The organism is Klebsiella sp. M5al (assembly GCF_002090195.1).
Lineage (GTDB): Bacteria > Pseudomonadota > Gammaproteobacteria > Enterobacterales > Enterobacteriaceae > Klebsiella > Klebsiella grimontii.
The window spans coordinates 4,874,855-4,894,666 of record NZ_CP020657.1; the positions used below are offsets into that span (position 1 = coordinate 4,874,855).

General features: G+C 55.9%; 16 protein-coding genes. 8 read left to right on the top strand and 8 right to left on the bottom strand.

Translation table 11 applies throughout. The features are described 5' to 3' along the window. Positions 1-443 precede the first annotated feature (443 nt). The 5 genes from BWI76_RS23380 to BWI76_RS23400 all read left to right on the top strand — a co-directional run bounded on the left by BWI76_RS23380 (position 444) and on the right by BWI76_RS23400 (position 5,871). Positions 444-1,334 (top strand): carbohydrate ABC transporter permease, encoded by an 891-nt coding sequence (locus BWI76_RS23380; protein WP_004115132.1) that lies wholly within the window; start codon positions 444-446, stop codon positions 1,332-1,334. Then, positions 1,327-2,229 carry a carbohydrate ABC transporter permease gene (locus BWI76_RS23385; RefSeq protein WP_024358558.1) on the top strand — a complete coding sequence of 301 codons (903 nt, stop codon included), beginning with the start codon at positions 1,327-1,329 and terminating at the stop codon, positions 2,227-2,229. Before BWI76_RS23380 ends, BWI76_RS23385 begins: the two co-directional genes overlap by 8 nt. A gap of 12 nt (positions 2,230-2,241) precedes the next feature. Then, positions 2,242-3,369, top strand: a complete 1,128-nt coding sequence (locus tag BWI76_RS23390; RefSeq protein ID WP_004132950.1) for an ABC transporter ATP-binding protein — start codon at positions 2,242-2,244, stop codon at positions 3,367-3,369. A gap of 16 nt (positions 3,370-3,385) precedes the next feature. Beyond that, complete coding sequence (locus tag BWI76_RS23395) at positions 3,386-4,672, top strand: ABC transporter substrate-binding protein (RefSeq protein WP_004124644.1); 1,287 nt, start codon at positions 3,386-3,388, stop codon at positions 4,670-4,672. A gap of 71 nt (positions 4,673-4,743) precedes the next feature. Beyond that, complete coding sequence (locus BWI76_RS23400) at positions 4,744-5,871, top strand: oligogalacturonate lyase family protein (RefSeq protein WP_004132949.1); 1,128 nt, start codon at positions 4,744-4,746, stop codon at positions 5,869-5,871. 322 nt (positions 5,872-6,193) lie between these two features. Here the strand turns inward: BWI76_RS23400 and BWI76_RS23405 are convergent, their stop codons facing one another. The 3 genes from BWI76_RS23405 to BWI76_RS23415 all read right to left on the bottom strand — a co-directional run bounded on the left by BWI76_RS23405 (position 6,194) and on the right by BWI76_RS23415 (position 10,343). Further along, positions 6,194-7,537 carry a carbohydrate porin gene (locus tag BWI76_RS23405; protein ID WP_064371638.1) on the bottom strand — a complete coding sequence of 448 codons (1,344 nt, stop codon included), beginning with the start codon at positions 7,535-7,537 and terminating at the stop codon, positions 6,194-6,196. Positions 7,538-7,649: 112 nt separating this feature from the next. Then, entirely contained in the window at positions 7,650-9,083 is a 1,434-nt protein-coding gene (locus BWI76_RS23410; protein ID WP_024358561.1) for a glycoside hydrolase family 32 protein, read from the bottom strand. 18 nt (positions 9,084-9,101) lie between these two features. Further along, positions 9,102-10,343: an MFS transporter gene (locus tag BWI76_RS23415; protein WP_004124655.1), complete on the bottom strand. Its 1,242-nt coding sequence runs from the start codon at positions 10,341-10,343 to the stop codon at positions 9,102-9,104. A 240-nt stretch (positions 10,344-10,583) separates the two neighbouring features. Here BWI76_RS23415 and BWI76_RS23420 point away from each other — a divergent pair, with 240 nt between their 5' ends. After that, positions 10,584-11,579 carry a LacI family DNA-binding transcriptional regulator gene (locus tag BWI76_RS23420; protein ID WP_004132104.1) on the top strand — a complete coding sequence of 332 codons (996 nt, stop codon included), beginning with the start codon at positions 10,584-10,586 and terminating at the stop codon, positions 11,577-11,579. On the opposite strand, the gene BWI76_RS23425 is transcribed toward BWI76_RS23420, so the two are convergent. Both BWI76_RS23425 and kduD read right to left on the bottom strand, forming a co-directional pair. Beyond that, positions 11,580-12,998: a sugar porter family MFS transporter gene (locus BWI76_RS23425; RefSeq protein WP_004132105.1), complete on the bottom strand. Its 1,419-nt coding sequence runs from the start codon at positions 12,996-12,998 to the stop codon at positions 11,580-11,582. A gap of 311 nt (positions 12,999-13,309) precedes the next feature. After that, positions 13,310-14,071 carry a 2-dehydro-3-deoxy-D-gluconate 5-dehydrogenase KduD gene (gene kduD / locus BWI76_RS23430; protein ID WP_004124661.1) on the bottom strand — a complete coding sequence of 254 codons (762 nt, stop codon included), beginning with the start codon at positions 14,069-14,071 and terminating at the stop codon, positions 13,310-13,312. A gap of 542 nt (positions 14,072-14,613) precedes the next feature. On the opposite strand from kduD, the gene BWI76_RS23435 reads away from it, so the two are divergent. Continuing rightward, positions 14,614-15,789: an oligogalacturonate lyase family protein gene (locus BWI76_RS23435; RefSeq protein WP_024358562.1), complete on the top strand. Its 1,176-nt coding sequence runs from the start codon at positions 14,614-14,616 to the stop codon at positions 15,787-15,789. Positions 15,790-16,020: 231 nt separating this feature from the next. Here BWI76_RS23435 and BWI76_RS23440 read toward each other — a convergent pair whose 3' ends face one another. The 3 genes from BWI76_RS23440 to BWI76_RS23450 all read right to left on the bottom strand — a co-directional run bounded on the left by BWI76_RS23440 (position 16,021) and on the right by BWI76_RS23450 (position 19,139). Then, a complete protein-coding gene (locus tag BWI76_RS23440; protein WP_024358563.1) occupies positions 16,021-16,716 on the bottom strand; it encodes a porin in 696 nt (231 codons plus the stop codon). A 244-nt stretch (positions 16,717-16,960) separates the two neighbouring features. Further along, entirely contained in the window at positions 16,961-18,136 is a 1,176-nt protein-coding gene (locus BWI76_RS23445; protein WP_004124670.1) for an acetyl-CoA C-acetyltransferase, read from the bottom strand. A 130-nt stretch (positions 18,137-18,266) separates the two neighbouring features. After that, entirely contained in the window at positions 18,267-19,139 is an 873-nt protein-coding gene (locus BWI76_RS23450) for a LysR family transcriptional regulator (RefSeq protein WP_004135031.1), read from the bottom strand. A 96-nt stretch (positions 19,140-19,235) separates the two neighbouring features. On the opposite strand from BWI76_RS23450, the gene BWI76_RS23455 reads away from it, so the two are divergent. Further along, positions 19,236-19,724: a multidrug/biocide efflux PACE transporter gene (locus BWI76_RS23455; protein WP_049085593.1), complete on the top strand. Its 489-nt coding sequence runs from the start codon at positions 19,236-19,238 to the stop codon at positions 19,722-19,724. The last annotated feature ends 88 nt before the right edge of the window (positions 19,725-19,812 follow it).

Sequence of the window (19,812 nt, forward strand, 5' to 3'; positions counted from 1 at the left end):
CCGCTACAAATAATTGTCATAAAGTATGTCGCACCGCAATGATTAGCAGCGCAAGCAATCTCGCCTGACTAGCCTCTCTCCGTCGGACTCTCATCCGTATCTCTGACTTCTCATCTCTGCAAAATGCGCGCTCCAGCACCTTTTTGAAACATCGTTTCGACTTTGATCACATTTCCGCGATCAACCGAATGACTCCGTAATAAATAGCAATAAAATAAAATTAAAACGGCGTTTTACAAAATCAGGACGCCGGGTAAGACAAAATCAAAAAACACATGTTCTTCAGGGATAAGAAGAAAGAAAAGTTTCAACCAATCAACCATCGCCAGGGAAGGATTTACCGCTGACATACCAGGAACGCATTAACTTTCCGGCGGCACGGGCCGCGGGAAAGGCAGTAACCCCGAATCCGTATTACAAACTCGCAAGCCAGGTAGGTATGTATGAATGAAAACAAAATGCTGGGATTGGCATGGATATCGCCCTATATCATAGGGCTGATAGTCTTTACCGCCTTTCCCTTTGTTTCATCTTTCTTCCTCAGTTTCACTGAGTACGATTTGATGAGTCCACCGGTGTTTAACGGCATCGAAAACTATCGCTACATGCTGACCGAAGATGGCCTCTTCTGGAAATCCATGGGCGTGACGTTCGCGTATGTCTTTTTAACCATCCCGTTAAAACTGGCTTTCGCCCTGGGGATCGCTTTTGTCCTCAACTTTAAGCTGCGCGGCATCGGTTTTTTCCGTACCGCCTACTATATCCCGTCCATCCTCGGTAGCTCGGTGGCGATTGCCGTTCTGTGGCGAGCGCTGTTTGCTATCGATGGCCTGCTGAACAGCTTTATTGGCGTGCTCGGCTTCGATCCGGTCAACTGGCTCGGCGAGCCCTCGCTGGCGCTGATGTCCGTTACCCTGCTGCGCGTTTGGCAGTTCGGTTCGGCCATGGTTATCTTCCTCGCGGCGCTGCAGAACGTTCCGCAATCACAATATGAAGCGGCGATGATCGATGGCGCGTCAAAATGGCAGATGTTTATGAAGGTCACGGTGCCGCTGATCACGCCGGTGATTTTCTTCAACTTCATCATGCAGACCACTCAGGCGTTCCAGGAGTTTACCGGCCCGTACGTCATTACCGGCGGCGGCCCGACCTACTCCACCTATCTGTTCTCGCTCTATATCTACGACACCGCCTTTAAGTACTTCGATATGGGCTACGGCGCGGCGCTGGCGTGGGTGCTGTTCCTGGTGGTCGCAGTTTTTGCCGCCATCGCGTTTAAGTCTTCGAAATATTGGGTGTTCTACTCCGCCGATAAGGGAGGCAAAAATGGCTGATATCCAACACATGTCTGAAGCAAGGGACATCGCCGAACGCGAAGTCGCGCGGACGCTGCGTCGTGAGAAAATCAACGCCAGTATCCGCTATGTGATCCTGCTGTTCGTCGGCCTGCTGATGCTCTACCCGCTGGTCTGGATGTTCTCGGCGTCGTTCAAACCGAACCACGAGATCTTCACCACCCTGAGCCTGTGGCCTGCCCACGCGACCTGGGATGGCTTTATCAACGGCTGGAAAACCGGCACCGAGTACAACTTCGGCCACTACATGCTGAACACCTTCAAGTATGTGATCCCGAAAGTGCTGCTGACCATTATCTCCTCTACCATCGTGGCCTACGGCTTTGCCCGCTTCGAAATTCCGTGGAAGAAATTCTGGTTCGCCACGCTGATCACCACCATGCTCCTGCCGAGCACCGTACTGCTGATCCCGCAGTACCTGATGTTCCGTGAAATGGGCATGCTGAATAGCTATCTGCCGCTGTACCTGCCGCTGGCCTTCGCCACCCAGGGGTTCTTCGTCTTCATGCTGATTCAGTTCCTGCGCGGCGTTCCGCGCGACATGGAAGAAGCGGCGCAGATCGACGGCTGTAACTCCATTCAGGTGCTGTGGTACGTGGTGGTGCCGATTCTGAAACCGGCGATTATCTCGGTGGCGCTGTTCCAGTTCATGTGGTCGATGAACGACTTTATCGGTCCGCTGATTTACGTCTACAGCGTGGATAAATATCCGATCGCGCTGGCGCTGAAAATGTCCATCGACGTCACGGAAGGCGCTCCGTGGAACGAAATTCTGGCAATGGCGAGCATCTCCATTCTGCCGTCCATCATCGTGTTCTTCCTGGCACAACGCTACTTCGTACAGGGCGTTACCAGCAGCGGAATTAAAGGTTAAGAGGGAAATATCATGGCTGAAGTTATTTTCAACAAACTGGAAAAGGTCTACTCCAACGGCTTCAAGGCGGTACATGGTATCGATCTGAAAATCGCGGACGGCGAGTTTATGGTTATCGTTGGGCCGTCCGGCTGCGCCAAATCCACCACCCTGCGCATGCTGGCCGGTCTGGAAACCATCAGCGGCGGCGAAGTGCGGATCGGCGAGAAAATCGTGAACAACCTCGCGCCAAAAGCGCGCGGTATCGCGATGGTGTTCCAGAACTACGCGCTCTATCCGCATATGACGGTGCGCGAGAACCTCGCCTTCGGCCTCAAGCTGAGCAAGCTGCCGAAGGATCAAATTGAAGCCCAGGTTAACGAAGCGGCGAAAATCCTTGAGCTGGAAGAGCTGCTGGACCGCCTGCCGCGCCAGCTTTCCGGCGGCCAGGCCCAGCGCGTGGCGGTTGGCCGCGCAATTGTGAAGAAGCCGGATGTGTTCCTGTTCGATGAACCGTTGTCCAACCTCGACGCCAAGCTGCGCGCTTCGATGCGTATCCGTATTTCCGACCTGCACAAGCAGCTGAAGAAATCCGGTAAACCGGCGACCACCGTTTACGTTACCCACGATCAGACCGAAGCGATGACCATGGGCGACCGCATCTGCGTGATGAAGCTGGGCCATATCATGCAGGTGGATACCCCGGACAACCTCTACCACAAGCCGAAAAACATGTTTGTGGCCGGGTTTATCGGCGCGCCGGAGATGAATATTCGTCCCAGCCAGCTGGTTGAGCAAGCGGGACGCCTGCATCTGACCGTTGGCGATGGCCTGCTGCCGCTCAACGACAGGCTGCAGAGCAAGGTCGACACCCACAAGAACCAGCAGGTGTTCTTCGGCGTGCGCCCGGAGTTTGTCTCCATCTCCGATGAACCGTTCGCCGAAGGTTCATGCACCGGCGAAATGGTACGCGTGGAAAACATGGGCCATGAATTCTTCGTCTATCTGAAGGTCGCCGATTATGAACTGACCGCCCGCGTGCCGTCAGATGAAGCGAAGCCCATGATTGAGAAAGGGCTGCATCGCAAGGTGCATTTCAAATTCGATCTCAACAAGTGTCATATCTTTGACGCCAAAACTGAACAGAACATCTCTCTGTGAACCCTGGAGTATTAAAATGAAAAAAGTGCTTTTAAGCGCCGCAATCTCCGCAACTTTGGCCCTTACCGCGTTACCTTCCATGGCGAAGGATGTCGACCTGCGTATGTCATGGTGGGGCGGCAACGGCCGCCACCAGGTGACCCTGAAGGCGCTGGAAGAGTTCCATAAACTCAATCCGGATATCAACGTGAAGGCGGAATATACCGGCTGGGACGGTCACCTTTCGCGTCTGACCACGCAAATCGCCGGCGGCACCGAGCCGGACGTGATGCAAACCAACTGGAACTGGCTGCCGATCTTCTCGAAAAACGGCGAAGGCTTCTACGATCTGAATAAGATGAAGGACGTGATCGACCTGAGCCAGTTTGACGCCAAAGAGCTGCAATCCACTACGGTGGACGGCAAGCTTAACGGTATTCCGATCTCCGTCACCGCGCGCGTGTTCTACTTCAACGACGAGACCTGGAAAAAAGCGGGCGTCGAGTACCCGAAAACCTGGGACGAGCTGATGGCGGCGGGTAAAACCTTCGAGAGCAAGCTGGGTAAACAGTATTACCCGGTCGTGCTGGAGCACCAGGATACCCTGGCGCTGCTGAATTCATATATGATTCAGAAGTACAACCAGCCGGCTATCGATGAAAAAACCAAAAAATTCTCCTACAGCAAAGAGCAGTGGGTCGAATTTTTCCAGATGTATAAAAAGCTTATCGACAGCCACGTCATGCCGGACACCAAGTACTATGCCTCGTTCGGTAAGAGCAACATGTATGAAATGAAGCCGTGGATTCAGGGTGAGTGGGCGGGGACCTATATGTGGAACTCCACTATTAACAAATACTCCGACAACCTGAAGCCGCCGGCGAAGCTGGAACTGGGCAGCTATCCGATGCTGCCGGGCGCCACCGACGCGGGTCTGTTCTTTAAACCTGCGCAAATGCTCTCGATTGGTAAATCGACTAAAAACCCGGAAGCGGCGGCGAAGGTGATCAACTTCCTGCTGAACAGCAAAGAAGGGGTTGAGACGCTGGGCCTGGAGCGCGGCGTGCCGTTGAGCAAAGTCGCGGTGCAGTACCTGACCGAAAACGGCGCGATCAAAGAGGACGATCCGGCGGTATCTGGCCTGCGTCTGGCGCAGTCCCTGCCAGCCAAACTCTCGGTGTCGCCGTACTTTGACGACCCGCAGATCGTCGCCCAGTTCGGCACCTCTCTGCAGTACATCGACTACGGGCAGAAAACCGTGGAAGAGACGGCAATTGACTTCCAGCGTCAGTCTGACCGCATCCTGCGCCGCGCGATGCGCTAATTGACCGCTATCCGTATCTACCCCGCAGCTCCGGCTGCGGGGTATTTTTTTAGCAAGGAGTGAAGTGAATCATGAAAGGCAAAATCATCCCGCTGAGCTTTCTGCACACGCAGGACAGCGAAACCGGTCACCAGGTGATCCGGATGACGCCACCGCATGTTATCTGCCATCGCAACTATTTCTATCAAAAATGCTTTACCCAGGATGGCGGCAAGCTGATTTTCGGCGGCGCGTTTGAAGGCCACTGGAACTACTATTTACTCGATATCGCCGGCCAGCAGGCGACCCAGCTCACCGACGGGCCGGGCGATAACACCTTTGGCGGTTTCCTTTCCGCCGACGACCGGTCGCTGTGGTATGTGAAAAACAACCAGCAGCTGCGCCGCGTGGATCTGGCCTCGCTGGAGGAACAGGTCGTATATCAGGTGGATGACCAATGGGTAGCCTACGGAACCTGGGTCGCCAATAGCGATTGCAGTCAGATGGTCGGAATCGAAATCAAAAAAAGCGACTGGCAGCCGTTGACCGACTGGGGCAAGTTCCGCGCATTCTACTTCACCGAGCCGGAGTGCCGGTTGATTAATATCGATCTGCGCAGCGGCGAACAGCGCGTGGTATTGCAGGAAAAACGCTGGCTCGGCCACCCGATTTACCGCCCGTTTGACGACAGCACCATCGCCTTCTGCCATGAAGGTCCGCGCGATGCTATCGATGCCAGAATGTGGCTTATCAACGCTGACGGCAGCAACATGCGCAAGGTGCGCCAGCACCAGCCGGGTGAGAGCTTTACGCACGAATTCTGGGTACCGGATGGCTCCGCGCTTTACTATGTCGCGCATCAGGAAAACGATCCGCATCGCTATCTGTATCGCGCCGACCCGGCAACCCTGGAGAACCGCCAGCTGATGGCCATTCCTCCCTGTTCACATTTGATGAGCAATCACGATGGCTCGCTGGTGGTCGGTGACGGCGCGCCGCACAGCACCGGCGATATCCAGCTTAACGATCCGTTTATCTGGATGTTTGATATTGCCGCCGATAAGCAGACCGCGGTGTGCCGCCACGACTCCACCTGGAAAGTGATTGAGGGCGAGCGCCAGGCGACGCATCCGCATCCGTCATTTTCACCGGACAACCGCTGGGTGCTGTTTACCTCCGATAAAGATGGCATGCCCGCGCTGTATCTGGCGGAGGTGTAGTGATTCGGCAACGTCCCGGCTCGCGCGGTGCTTAGCCGGGCTACCGCCGTGTGCGATCCCCTAGCCCCTGACAAATACGCGGCATCGCCTCCGGGAATTCCCCCCCGGCTTCCCCGGGTCGCGGCGTAAACGCCTGCCCGGGCTACGAGTTCACCGCAGTCTGCGATCCCGTAGCCCGGACAGATGCGCGGCATCGCCTCCGGGACTTATCCCCCGGCTTCCCCGGGGGCGGCGCAAAGCGCCTGCCCGGGCTACGAGTTCACCACAGCCTGCGATCCCGTAGCCCGGGTAAGGCGTTTACGCCGCGACCCGGGAAAAATCGTCAGAAGAAATATTTAAACCGCACCCGCGCGCCGTAGCGTTCATCGGTATTGCCGCTTTTCGCCGCCGATGAATCGAGCCATGACGCATAGGCCCCGAGATAGATATTAAAGTTCGGCATATCCATAATATTCGGCAGATGCCATGAGGTATGAAGGGTGTGAATGTCGTAGCGCCCCGGCGCCAGAATGGCGCAGTCGCCATCGCACTCCGCGTTGACGCCGGACATATTAAACTGGTCGATTTTGTTATGCGCGTAGATATAGCCCAGCTCCACGCGATGCCATAACGCATTGATACCGGCGCTGAAATCCTTTTCGTCCGCCGCATCCAGATACGCGGTGCTTACGTTCACCACCGCCCCGTCCTCGGCATCAGTTTTCAGCGTATTCCAGCTCATTGTCATACCGTAGCCGGTACGGCTGGACTGATCGACCCAGCGACCGTTCTGAGTCTCATAGCCATAAGCGTTATTGACGAGGTTGCTCTCCATCGCCGCGGCCACCGACCAGGGACCGGATTGCCAGGCAGCGACCGGGCGCACATAAACCACGTTTTTGCTGTTATCCAGCGCGTTGCCGTGATAGCGCTGATCCACGAACAGCGAACTGCCGTCCTCCACCAGCGTATTGACCTCAAAGTACCAGTTATCAAGATTTTTACTGAGCAGGAAGTTGCCGCCGCTGCTGCTGCGTCCGCGCCCCTCTTTCATCATATAAATATAGCCGTAGCCGTCACTATACAGGTCGTTCGCCGTATTACCGGAATATTCAATAAACGTATCCTGATTAAGCGGGAACATATCGTAGGCTTCGAAGCGACCGATTTTAATTTTCCAGTCATCCTGCTGACCAAAGAAAAAGGCCGCGTCATCAAGATTCATTTTGCCATTCATATCCGCCAGCGGCTGCACGCTGAATCCGGCATATTTACCGTTAGCCCCTTTGCGTAATCCATCAAAGCCGAGAAGAATACGTCCGTTAATATCCCAGCGCTCTTTATCCCCCGGCGCCCAGTTTTTATTGGCGCTGGTTTTTACCGACGTCAGGCTACCGGTACGGCTGGCGCCGTCCATATTAAACTCAACGTCGCCATAGAATTTTAACTCACCATAATCATTAAGCTGCAAAGCGGGCTTAGCCGGCGCGACGCTCGCCACCGTCCCCGGCGCCTCCTGGTTTTTCAACGCGCGAATCTCCGCCTCCGCGCTGGCCGCCCGCTGTTCGGTCGCCTTCAGGCGTTGTTCCATTTGTGCCAGCCGCTCCTCAAGGGATAACGGCGCCTGAGCATTAGCCAGAGGGGTAAATAAAGACGTCAGAACACAACCGACCCAGATTTTATTCATCGGAAAACCCTTTATTATTTAGTTAAATAGTATTTTTTATTTATGGGTAAAGCTCGACAATAATAACCCGTCCACCGTCGAAGACGGGTTATTAACAACTATTCAGTAAAACTTATTCCAGCTGCCAGGCTCCTGCTTCTTTTAAATATGCAGAGCCGCTCCAGGAAAATAACGCTAATTCACGGCGAGCGGCGTCAGGATATATACGACTGCTGAGACAGGCCTCGCCATCATTCACAAACACCTCTACCGAAGAGCTATCGAAGAATATCCTCAGCTTCAGATCGGCGCCTTCGGTCAACGGGACGCTGCGGGTGCCGCAGAGGCCATACTGCGGATAGTGTCGCTCAAGCACCAGGCGCTGCATCTGCGCATCCACGTAAACGCGCAGACCATCGCCTAAGCTCAGGCCATACTGTTCAGCGCTGCTGCTGGCGCAGTCCCAGTGCAGGATCACCTCCATCGCCTCGCAGTTTTCCACCGTCGTGGTCTGCTGGTTCTTCAGCGTCGTGACCGGCCACGGGAAGCTGGCGCCGCGCATACTCTCAACCTCTTTCGCCGGACGCATCTGCAGACGGTTATCGGCGCTCAGGCTCAGCTCCCGCGGCAGCGAAAGCATGCCCGCCCAGCCGTCCTGCTGCTCCGGCAGCGGCGATTCCCACATATCCAGCCAGCCGATGACAATGCGGCGACCATCGGGCGTGAGGAAGCTCTGCGGAGCGTAGAAATCGTGCCCGTGATCCATTTCGACAAACTCCCCCTCGCGTACAAACGCCTGCCCCGGCTGCCACTCACCGAGCAGATAGCCGCTCTGGAACAGGTTGCGGTTGCGATAGCCTTTCGCCGCCAGCCCCTGAGGGGAGAACATCAGGATATGTTTGCCGTTGAGGGCGAAGAAATCCGGGCATTCCCACATATAGCCCATCTCTTTTTCCGCTTCATCAAGCACGCCCGCGTCCTGCCACTGGCGCAGATCGGCTGAGCGATACAGCCGCACCTGGCCGGTATCGCCATCGCGAGCGCCGACGATCATGTACCAGCTGTCCCCTTCTCGCCACACTTTCGGGTCGCGGAAATGGTGCATGCCCGGCGGGGTGTCGACCACGATCCCCTGGCGCTCGAAGTGAATCCCGTCGCGACTGGTCGCCAGACACTGCACCTGATACAGGTTGGCTTCATCGCTGGGATCGCCATGGAATTTATGCCCGGTATAAATCAGCGCCAGCGTATCGCCATCCACCACCGCGGAGCCGGAGAAGCAGCCGTCTTTATCCTCCGGGCCTTCCGGGGCCAGCGCTACCGGCAGATGCTCCCAGTGCACCAGATCCTTACTGCGCGCGTGACCCCAGTGCATCGGTCCCCATTGGGTGGAGTACGGATGGTGCTGGTAAAAAGCGTGATACCAGCCGTCGAACCAGACCAGGCCATTGGGATCGTTGATCCAACCCGCGCGGGCGGCCAGGTGATAGCGCGGATACCAGCGCAGGTTCAGCTCTTCATGTTTGGCCTGCAGTTCTTGCTCGGCCCGGGGAATGGAATACGTCATATTGATTACTCTTTTGATTCAGATAGCGGAAGTTTGCGGCATCAGCGGGTCCGAAGAGGACTTACTGGAACGCAACAAGAAGATGGAGATAAAGGTGGTGCAGAACACCAGCAGTCCCATAATCAGATAGGACTGGGCGAAGCCGTATTTCTCATAGCTATAGCCAGCCAGCGGCGACAGCACCGTCGCGATAACCGAGCTGGTGCAGGCAAAGCCCACCAGATACAGCGTTGAGGAGAGACGTTTGTCGAAGTTCAGGCTGTTGTATTTAAAGATGGAGACCAGCAGCACCGGCAGCTCGACCGCGTGCAGCAGTTTAGTAATGGAGATAAGCAGCGGCCCTTCCACCAGCCCGGACGCCACCATCCGCATCGCCATCACCATCCCGGCGAAGATCAGACCGTTTTTCGCGCCAATACGGTTAACCAGCCACGGCGCGCAGAACATACCGGCGGCTTCCAGGAACACCTGGAACGAGTTCAGGTAGCCGTACATCTCGTTGCCTTCCTGTAAGGTCGGGAACTGGGAAGAGAAGTAGACCGGGAACTGCTGATCGTAAACGCCGTAGATACAGGTGCCGATGACGAAGAACACCAGCGCCCAAAAGCGCGGCAGGGTCAGCAGACGCAGAGCATCCTCCAGCGTCACTTTACCGCCCGATACCGCCTCCTGCATGGCGTGCGGCGCGGAAGAGACCCGCAGTCGCGCCAGTAGTATAAAAAAGACCAGTCCGGAGCAGCTGGCCACCGCGAAGTTTAAATGCGGGTTAATATTGAACAGCAAACCGGCGAAGAATGTCGCCACCGCCCAGCCCAGCGAGCCCCACATCCGCGCTTTGCCGAATTCAAACTGGCTCTGGCGCGCGACGCGCTCGGTGTAGGACTCCAGTACGCCGATACCGCCGTTGAAGGTCAGTCCGATATAAATCCCGCCGAAGATGCTGCCGAGCAAGACGTTAATTTTGAGCAGATAGCCAAACAGCATATAGGCCGGGCCGGAGAGGATCAGCAGAACGGTAATGTACCAGAGCAGATTTTTACGCAGGCCGAGTTTGTCCTGTATAAAGCCATAACACACCTGCGCGAAAAGCGCCGAGACGGAAAGCACCGAGAAGATAATCCCGGTATCCCCCGGTTTAAGGCCCACTTCCTGGTGCAGCCAGATCGAGAGCAGAGAACCTGAAGAGGACCAGGTCACGAAAAAGAAAAACAGTAACGCGCTGAGTAACGGATAGCTTTGTGAGGGGTGCGCTTTCATCATGACATTCTCATGTAGGAGTAATGCTGATATGGTAACGTTAACAAAAAACGAATCTCATGTCGTTTTGCTGAGATTCATGATGTTAATCACAAAAGTTAACGTTAACATAACGAGAGTGCGATCGCGATCAAATATTCCTCGTCTGCATCGGCACCGGGTGTACGATAGAATATCGTATGATCCTTTTACATCAGTAACTTAGTAAAACCCGTTGCCGACGGCAGGGGTGGAGCACTTAATATGGCATCTCTGAAAGATGTGGCAAAGCTGGCGAATGTGTCGCTGATGACGGTCTCCCGGGCGCTAAACAGCCCGGAAAGACTCAAGCCGGAAACCCTGGCTCGGGTCCAGGCGGCTATCGAAGAGACTAACTACGTCCCCGACCTGTCGGCGAAGAAAATTCGCGGCGCCCACGCGACGCCAAACACCATCGGGGTGCTGGCGCTGGATACCGTCACCACGCCGTTCTCGGTGGAGATTACGCTCTCCATCGAAGAGACCGCGCGGGCGCACGGCTGGAACAGCTTCGTGGTCAACATGTTCTCTGACGATAGCCCGGAAACCATTGTCGACCTGCTGCTCTCCCACCGTCCGGACGGGATTATTTATACCACGATGGGCCTGCGCCAGGTGCCGCTTCCGGCCAAGCTGTTAACCCTCCCCTGCGTGCTGGCCAACTGCGAAAGCCTGCACGATCCGGTGGCCAGCTATATCCCGGACGACGAACAGGGTCAGTATACGGCGGTGCAGGCCCTGCTGGCCGCGGGCTACCGCCGTCCGCTGTGCCTGCATCTGCCGGCGAATCATCTGGCGACCGTCCGCCGCCGGCAGGGACTGGAACGCGCCTGCCGGGAAGCGGGGATTGACCCGGATACGCTCGACCACAGCTATATGGCCTATGGCGATGAGCACTATCGCGATATTCCCGCTGTCGTGCTGGCGCATATTCAGCAACCCACGCTGCCATTCGACTCGGTGATTTGCGGCAACGACCGCATCGCGTTTATGGTCTATCAGACGCTACTGGCGCAGGGGCTGCGCATTCCGCAGGATGTGGCGGTGGTGGGTTACGACAATATGGTGGGGATCGGCGATCTGTTTTTTCCGCCGCTCTCAACGGTGCAGCTCCCGCACTATGATATTGGGCGCCTGAGCGCCCTGCACATTATTAACGGCGACAGCCACCGGGAGACGGTACGGGTTGCCAGCCCGTGGCTGCCGCGCGAGTCCTTATAGTTAATTGCCGATATTGCGCAGCTTCTCGCCGGACATCAGCTTGCGTTCAATATGCTCAAGGGTGACGTTTTTGGTTTCCGGGATCAGCCAGAAAGTCACGCCGATAAAGGCGACGTTCAGCGCGGTATATAGCCAGAAGGTTCCCGCCGCGCCGATAGCGTCCAGCAGCGTCAGGAAGGTCGCGCCGATAATCATGTTCGACACCCAGTTGGTGGTGGTTGAGCAGGTGATACCGAAATCGCGGCACTTCAGCGGCTGAATTTCCGAACACAGGATCCACACCACCGGCGCGGCGCTCATCGCATAGCCGGCGATACACATCATGGTCATCCCCACCGACAGCCAGGAGAGACCGCTGGAGGCGGTGCCGTTATCAAACTGCATCAGGCAGTAGCCCAGCACCAGCGTGCCGATGGCCATCACGCTAAAGCCGATTTTCAGCGCCGGTTTACGCCCGGCCTTATCGACGGTAAAGACGGCGATAAAGGTGGCGAACATAAAGGTTAACCCGACCACCAGGGTCGCCACCATCTGCTGCTCGGTAGTGGTGAAGCCGGCCATTTTGAAGATGCGCGGCGCGTAGTACATGATGATATTCATCCCGGTAAATTGCTGCATCGCCTGCAGCAGCATGCCAAGGAATACCGCCCGCCGCACGTTGCGGTTGACCTTAAACAGCGCCCAGCCGCCCTGCTTCAGCTTGAGGCTTTCACGGATCTCATTCAGCTCGTCGCGGGCTTTTTCGGACGTGTCGCGCAGCATCCGCAGCACCTCTTCCGCTTCCACGTGACGCCCTTTTTCCGCCAGCCAGCGCGGGCTGTTCGGCAGGAAGATCACCAGAATAATCAGCACCAGCGCCGGCAGCGCCAGTACGCCAAGCATCGCTCGCCAGTTGCCACTGTAGCTGAACGCGGTATCGGAGAGAAACGCCATCACGATCCCCAACGTCACCATCAGCTGATACATGCTGATCATCTTGCCGCGTACGTTTTCGCTCGCCATTTCCGACAGATACAGCGGCGCGGTATAAGAGGCGATCCCCACCGCGACCCCGAGAACGATCCTCGCCGCCAGCAGCATTTCGACGCTGCCGGCAAAAGCGGAGCCCACGGAACCGGCCACGAACAGCACTGCACCCACCATCAGGCTGTATTTGCGCCCGAGGCGAAAAGAGAGCCAGCCGTTAAATAACGCGCCGATAGCGGCTCCCAGCATCATGCTGCTCACCACCCACTCCTGCAGGCGGCTGGATAAAACGAAATGATCGGTAATAAAGGGCAGCGCCCCGGCAATTACGCCGATATCAAGGCCAAACAGCAATCCTGCCACCGCGGCGGCAACCGAGACAAACTGATTCATGCGCCGGGTATCGCGCTGCGTACGCGGCATGGTTGTAGAGTCGTGACTGATTGAGGTCATTTTTTTCCCGCCAGACGAAGTAAGAGATACGATGAAACTACGGGATCGGCGGCGCAAGGTGTCAGGCGTGACAAGCCAAAGATATGGATTAAGTTGCTACAGGCAATGGTTTTGTGATGGACATTCAACTTTCCAAAGAACAGAAAATAAGCATTTCAACTTCATCGGCCCTTGCTAAACATAGATACTCTGCCAGGAAACAAGTAAACCATATGGACTATTTCAATTTCATCATATGGACAATTGATATTGAGCCATAAAAAAACCCTGCCGCAGCAGGGTTCCATTTTGCGCTGATAACGCGGCAAACGTTAGCGCGCCAGCCAGCCGCCATCCACCGCCACGGTGTAGCCATTGATGTAGTCAGAAGCGCTGGAGGCCAGGAAGACTACCGGCCCCATCAGGTCGCTCGGCAGACCCCAGCGTCCCGCCGGGATACGGTCGAGGATCTCGCTGCTGCGCTGTTCGTCGGCGCGCAGCTGCTGGGTATTGTTGGTCGCCATATAGCCCGGCGCCAGCGCGTTGACGTTGATGCCGTGCTTCGCCCACTCGTTCGCCAGCAGGCGGGTCACGCCCATCACCGCGCTTTTAGACGCCGTGTAGGACGGTACGCGGATCCCGCCCTGGAAAGAGAGCATCGAGGCGATATTGATAATCTTGCCGCCGGTACCCTGAGCGATAAAGTGCTTCGCCGCCGCCTGAGACATAAAGAACACGCTCTTAATATTCAGGTTCATCACGTCGTCCCAGTTTTTCTCGCTGAATTCAATCGCGTCTTCGCGACGGATCAGACCGGCGTTGTTAACCAGGATATCGATATGCCCGAACTCCGCTACCGCACGCTCCAGCAGCTGTGGAATGCCGTCAATCTGGCGCAGATCGGCGGTCAGGCTGAGAAAACGGCGGCCCAGCGCCGTGACGCGCTCAATGGTTTCCGTCGGTTCAACAATATTGATACCCACGATATCGCAGCCGGCTTCCGCCAGGCCCACCGCCATACCCTGGCCCAGACCCGTATCACAGCCGCTGACCACGGCCACTTTGCCCTGCAGGGAGAATGCGTCGAGAATCATACTTGGTTCCTTAATCTTTCAGAGCCTGTGTAGGTACAGGCAAGGTTCTGATAGTCCAGCCTGCTGCTTGTGCAGACCCTTATGGTTTGAAGAACTCTCAGGGATTGACCCTTCTAAAAATAAAACAGAGTTCCGTTTTACTATGAGCACATCTTAGCCCCGGCTAAAGTCATTTTCAATTATTATTAAAACATCGTTTCAATTTTAAGACTGATAAATGTTAAAAATGCAAAACAGATCACGAAGCGCCGGAGGATTAATCCGGAAATATTGATTTAATTCATTAAAATACAGTCAGTTATAGTTAACTTTAAAAAAAGACCATAGATTGAAGAAAATCGACAAGAAATCAAAGACCGCCGGGATGCGTGCCGCACGTCGCGCAAAAAACGCGATCTGCAGCAAGAAGTTGTTGCGAATTGCGTCCGCCATCACAAATAATGAAACGATGTTTTGATAAATTAACACCCATCTTTTAATTCTACTTCCACTGGCCGGTCAACGCAGGCGAGCGGCATCTCAGGAAGGCAAAGGAGTACATCATGGCTAAAGGCATGCGGGTTAAACTGAATTATGAAGTCAGCCGCGATCCGGACACCGGCGCGGAGATCACCCGTTTAACCCCACCGGAAGTGACCTGTCATCGTAACTATTTCTATCAGAAGTGTTTTTTTAACGATGGCAGCCATTTGCTGTTCGCCGGCGAGTTCGACGGCAACTGGAACTATTATCTGTTGGACCTCGCAAAAGCCGAGGCGGTGCAGCTAACGGAAGGCGCCGGTGATAACACGTTTGGCGGTTTCCTTTCCCCGGATGATAAATCCCTTTATTACGTGAAGAACGACCGGACGCTGCTGGAAGTTAACCTCACGACGCTGCAAGAGCGCGAAGTGTATCGCGTCGCCGATGACTGGGTTGGCTACGGCACCTGGGTGGCCAACAGCGATTGCACCAAGCTGGTCGGCATCGAGATTGCCAAAAGCGACTGGACGCCGCTTAACGACTGGCAGATTTTCCACGATTTCTTCCACAAAGGCCCCCGCTGCCGCCTGCTGCGCGTCGATCTGCAAACCGGCGAAAGCCGCGTGATCCACGAAGAGAAAAAATGGCTGGGCCACCCGATCTATCGTCCGTTCGATGACAATACCGTCGCCTTCTGCCATGAAGGCCCGCACGACCTGGTCGATGCGCGGATGTGGATGGTGAATGAAGACGGCAGCAACGTGCGTAAAGTCAAAGCGCATGCTGAGGGCGAAAGCTGCACCCACGAATTCTGGGTCCCGAACGGCTCCGCGCTGGTGTACGTCTCTTATCTGAAGGGCCAGCAGGGGCGAACTATCTATAGCTTCAACCCCGATACCGGCGTCAATGAAGCGGTGATGCAGATGCCGGCCTGTTCGCATCTGATGAGTAACTTTGACGGCACGATGCTGGTTGGCGATGGCTCCGGTACCCCGGTGGACGTCAAAGACACCAGCGGCTACACCATTGATAACGACCCGTATCTGTACGCTTTCGATGTCGCGAAGCAGGCCTATTTCCGCGTCGCGCGTCACGATACCTCCTGGGCAACGGTAGCCAATAGTCGCCAGGTGACCCACCCGCACCCGTCCTTTACGCCGGACGATAGCGCCATTTTGTTCAGTTCCGATAAAGACGGTAAACCTGCCGTGTATATCGCGAAGCTGCCGTCACAGCCTGAGATGCTGAAGGCATAGCGTTAGCCACTGTTTGAGTTAGTGTTTCTGTAACTGGCCTTGCCCTCCTTTTGGAGGGCTTTTTTGTGCCCGCCGTTTTCCCCGGATTGCGCTGCGCTTATCCGGGCTACATGACGTGCATAGGGGGTAGCCCGGAGAGGCGCATTGCGCCGCCTCCGGGAAGAGGGATTCATACCAACAGAAAACCCCGGCTGACCGCTCCGGGGGAAAACGATGAGGATATTTTTTAAGTTAGAACGAGTAGGCGACACCTACGCGGAAACGGGTCTGGCGGTCGCTGCGATCGTTGACGCCAACGTTGCCGAGCTCGCCGTACGGCGCCCAGTTTTTATCCAGCTTATAGGCAACCTTAAGGTTGTACTCCTGCGAGTACGGTTTATTGTCGTTACGATTAACCCCTTCCGAACTACGCGCATAAACATAGTTCAGCTCGGTACGCCAGTCGCCTAAAACAAAACCGGCCCAGGCATCACCACGGTTAACCTTATCGTCATCTTTTCCTGCACTCGCCGGATAGCGCGTGTATTCATAACGATAGCGGGCGGCAACGTAGAAACCATTATCGAAACTGTACTGCACATGCAGATTAGGCTTATAGATTGAACGGCTATCGTTACTTTCAATAACAAATCCCGGCGTTACCGCGAAGTTCTTATCCGCCTTCCAGCGCCAGCTAATGGTCTCTTCATGACCATTACCGACAACATCCGAATAAGGCTGACTGGCGTTATCGCCACCCGATTTCCACTTCGCTTCAACGGAGAAGCCAAAGCCGTTATCAAAACGATGGGAGACGGAAACGCGGTCGGCGTTGCTCTTGTCCGACTTCCCCCCATCGATGAATTCGTGACGTAAATCTACCGTGACAGCTGAAGCCGCGAAAGACATGCCGCAGAGTGCAGCAAGGGCCAGAGATCTTGCGAACATAAATTACCCCTCATAATTAAAATATCGTTTCGTTTTTATAAAACCGTATTTTATTTTTTAGGCAATAATGTTTTAGTGATCGCGATCGTAATTATTTGTTTCAAAAAAGGTGGCACAGAAAGACGTGACAACGCTCAACAAAATAGCGCGCCAGGGAGGGATTTTGTGAGGGAAAAAGGCCAGGCGACAAAAACAAAAAAGCCTCCGCGCGGAGGCTCACTAAACTGATATCAGAAAGGGCTTATTAACGTTCAACCGCCAGCGCCACGCCCTGGCCGCCGCCGATACACAGCGTGGCCAGCCCTTTGCGGGCGTCGCGTTTGATCATCTCATGCACCAGGGAAACCAGGATCCGGCAGCCGGAAGCGCCGATCGGGTGGCCCAGCGCAATGGCGCCGCCGTTGACGTTCACCCGCCGCTCGTCCCATTCCAGCACCCTACCCACCGAAATGGCCTGGGCGGCAAAGGCTTCGTTGGCTTCGATAAGATCGACTTCATCCAGCTTCCAGCCCGCGCGCTCAAGGCAGCGGCGGGTAGCATGGACCGGGGCGATGCCCATCAGCGCCGGATCGACGCCCACGCTGGCAAAGGCGCGGATCCGCGCCAGAATCGGCAGCCCCAGCGCCTCGGCTTTGGTCTCGCTCATCATCATCACCGCCGCCGCGCCATCGTTAATGCTTGAGGCATTGCCCGCGGTGACCGAGCCCTGCTGGTCAAAAGTCGGCAGCAGGCTGGCCAGCGCTTCAGCGCTGGGGTCGACGCGCGGCTGCTCATCGGTATCCACCAGCCGCGGAATACCGTTGAGTTCGCTGGTCACCGGAACGATTTCATCGCGAAAACGGCCGGAGTCAATCGCCCGCCGCGCTTTGTGCTGCGAGCTAAGCGCCCACGCGTCCTGCAATTCACGGCTAATACCGTACTCGCGCGCCAGGTTCTCCGCCGTCACGCCCATATGGTAGTCATTAAACGCATCCCACAGGCCATCGTGGACCAGGCTGTCGATAAGCTGGCTATTGCCCAGCTGCGCGCCGGTCCGGCTATCGGTCAGCACATGCGGGGCGCGGCTCATATTCTCCTGCCCTCCGGCGATCACCACGTCCGCTTCGCCGCACTGAATCGCCTGAGTCGCCAGGTGCAGCGCTTTCAGCCCGGAACCGCAGACGTCGTTGATGGTAATGGCAGAAACGGTATTAGGCAGCCCGCCGCGTATCGCCGACTGACGCGCCGGATTCTGTCCGGTTCCTGCCGTCAGAACCTGGCCGAGGATCACCTCATCAATACTCTGCGGATCGACGCCGCTGCGCTCCACTAACGCCTTTACCACCACGCTGCCCAGCTCCACCGCAGAATGACGCGATAGCGTGCCCTGAAAACAGCCGATTGGCGTTCGCAACGCGCCGACGATTACGACATCTTTCATCCTCTACCTCTGCTCCGCCTCTGCGCAAAGAAACAGCATCATAGTAGTGAATTGTTATCAAAAAATTTCGCAATTGTTTAAAAAAAGTGAGGGAAATCACAAAGATCGTCGGCGATGGCAAAAATGGCCCCTATTTGCGCCCATGCCCCTGCAGATGCTGACGCAGCCAGCTTCCGGCTTCGCCCGGCGGCGCTTTTTTATTCCACAGCAAATCGGTAGAGATCGTCCGCGGCCAGCCGGCAATATCCAGCGCCACCAGGCTTCCGCTGCCGGCAAACTCCTCCACCAGCGCGCTGGGCAAAATACACCATCCCAGCCCCTGAGCCGCCATGCTGAACAGCAGCAGATAGTTTGGCGCTGACCAGACCAGGCCGCGCGCCGGTTCAGCCGAATTGTCCAGATAGGTGCTCAGGCGCAGTTCGCGCCAGCTGAACAGCTCGTCACGGGTGACTCTACCCTGAGCCGCCAGCGGGTGCCGGGGCGCCACGAAAATAGCCATTTCGGTTTGCATCGGCAGGCGGATGCTGCCTATTTCTGTCGGGTAGCTCTCCCTGGCCTCAATCAGCCCTACCTGCGCCCGCTCCTTTTGCAGCAGGTCGATAACGTCGTCATCTTCGCCAATCAGGCACTCAAATTCGGTATGCGGAAAACGGCGATCGAACTGCGCCAGCAGATCTTCTAGCACATCGGGATGCAGCGTATCGGAGAGCACAAAGGTCAGGCGCGCTTCGGTGTTGCCAGACAGCGAAATGGCCAGTTCATCCAGCCTGTCGCTGGCCGCCAGAATCGCCTTCACATAGCTCAACACCTGTTCGCCCTGCGGCGTCAGCGTCGGTTGCCTGGAGGTGCGATCGAACAGCGTCACGCCAAGATCGGCTTCCAGGTTGGCGATTGCGGTGCTGATGGTGGACTGGCTTTTACGCAGCCGCCGCGCCGCGCCAGAGAACGAACCGCAGGCCACGGATTCGACAAAAGCGGTTAAAGCTTCGGGAGAATAGCGCATGAACTATCTACTTTATCGATGGATACTATCTTTTGTTTATCATATTTATCCATAAAATGCCGGGTAATTTCTTATAAAGTCCGGAGGCAACAAGCCATGCAACAAGTCAACGCCCAGCGCAAAACGCTGACGGAACGGGTCATTCACGCTATCAGCTTTGAAGGTCTGGCGACGCTGATCCTCGCCCCGACCGCCGCATGGCTAATGCAGCGTTCGGTGGTCGAAATGGGCGGGCTCAGTATCCTGCTCGCGACGCTGGCGATGGTCTGGAACATTATCTATAACGCCCTGTTTGACCGCCTGTGGCCGGTTTCCCGTGTCGTCCGCAACCTGCGGGTCCGCGCGCTGCACGCGATCGGCTTTGAGTCAGGCTTTATTCTTATTGGCGTCACCATGGTCGCGCTGGTGCTGGGCGTCTCGCTGATGCAGGCGTTTATGCTGGAAATCGGCTTTATGCTGTTCTTCCTGCCCTACACCATGGCCTTCAACTGGGCGTGGGATACGCTGCGCGAGCGCGTGATGAAGGTTCGCCAGCAGCGAATCGCCGCCCGCCGCTCATCCTGCACGGATCGCCCGATTGATTGACGGGCGCCCCGCCGCTTCACTTATTAGCCAGAAACTATCGCCGCAGCCCATTCATAAATGTGATAAATTGCACTCCTTTTTGTTCGTT

What these genes read in the sequence shown, in the direction of transcription:
- BWI76_RS23425 (WP_004132105.1), bottom strand. Translation starts at nt 12,998, where the DNA reads ATGACCTCAATCAGTCACGACTCTACAACCATGCCGCGTACGCAGCGC.
- BWI76_RS23385 (WP_024358558.1), top strand. Translation starts at nt 1,327, where the DNA reads ATGGCTGATATCCAACACATGTCTGAAGCAAGGGACATCGCCGAACGC.
- BWI76_RS23435 (WP_024358562.1), top strand. Translation starts at nt 14,614, where the DNA reads ATGGCTAAAGGCATGCGGGTTAAACTGAATTATGAAGTCAGCCGCGAT.
- BWI76_RS23380 (WP_004115132.1), top strand. Translation starts at nt 444, where the DNA reads ATGAATGAAAACAAAATGCTGGGATTGGCATGGATATCGCCCTATATC.
- BWI76_RS23405 (WP_064371638.1), bottom strand. Translation starts at nt 7,537, where the DNA reads ATGAATAAAATCTGGGTCGGTTGTGTTCTGACGTCTTTATTTACCCCT.
- BWI76_RS23420 (WP_004132104.1), top strand. Translation starts at nt 10,584, where the DNA reads ATGGCATCTCTGAAAGATGTGGCAAAGCTGGCGAATGTGTCGCTGATG.
- BWI76_RS23415 (WP_004124655.1), bottom strand. Translation starts at nt 10,343, where the DNA reads ATGATGAAAGCGCACCCCTCACAAAGCTATCCGTTACTCAGCGCGTTA.
- kduD (WP_004124661.1), bottom strand. Translation starts at nt 14,071, where the DNA reads ATGATTCTCGACGCATTCTCCCTGCAGGGCAAAGTGGCCGTGGTCAGC.
- BWI76_RS23410 (WP_024358561.1), bottom strand. Translation starts at nt 9,083, where the DNA reads ATGACGTATTCCATTCCCCGGGCCGAGCAAGAACTGCAGGCCAAACAT.
- BWI76_RS23455 (WP_049085593.1), top strand. Translation starts at nt 19,236, where the DNA reads ATGCAACAAGTCAACGCCCAGCGCAAAACGCTGACGGAACGGGTCATT.
- BWI76_RS23395 (WP_004124644.1), top strand. Translation starts at nt 3,386, where the DNA reads ATGAAAAAAGTGCTTTTAAGCGCCGCAATCTCCGCAACTTTGGCCCTT.
- BWI76_RS23440 (WP_024358563.1), bottom strand. Translation starts at nt 16,716, where the DNA reads ATGTTCGCAAGATCTCTGGCCCTTGCTGCACTCTGCGGCATGTCTTTC.
- BWI76_RS23390 (WP_004132950.1), top strand. Translation starts at nt 2,242, where the DNA reads ATGGCTGAAGTTATTTTCAACAAACTGGAAAAGGTCTACTCCAACGGC.
- BWI76_RS23450 (WP_004135031.1), bottom strand. Translation starts at nt 19,139, where the DNA reads ATGCGCTATTCTCCCGAAGCTTTAACCGCTTTTGTCGAATCCGTGGCC.
- BWI76_RS23400 (WP_004132949.1), top strand. Translation starts at nt 4,744, where the DNA reads ATGAAAGGCAAAATCATCCCGCTGAGCTTTCTGCACACGCAGGACAGC.
- BWI76_RS23445 (WP_004124670.1), bottom strand. Translation starts at nt 18,136, where the DNA reads ATGAAAGATGTCGTAATCGTCGGCGCGTTGCGAACGCCAATCGGCTGT.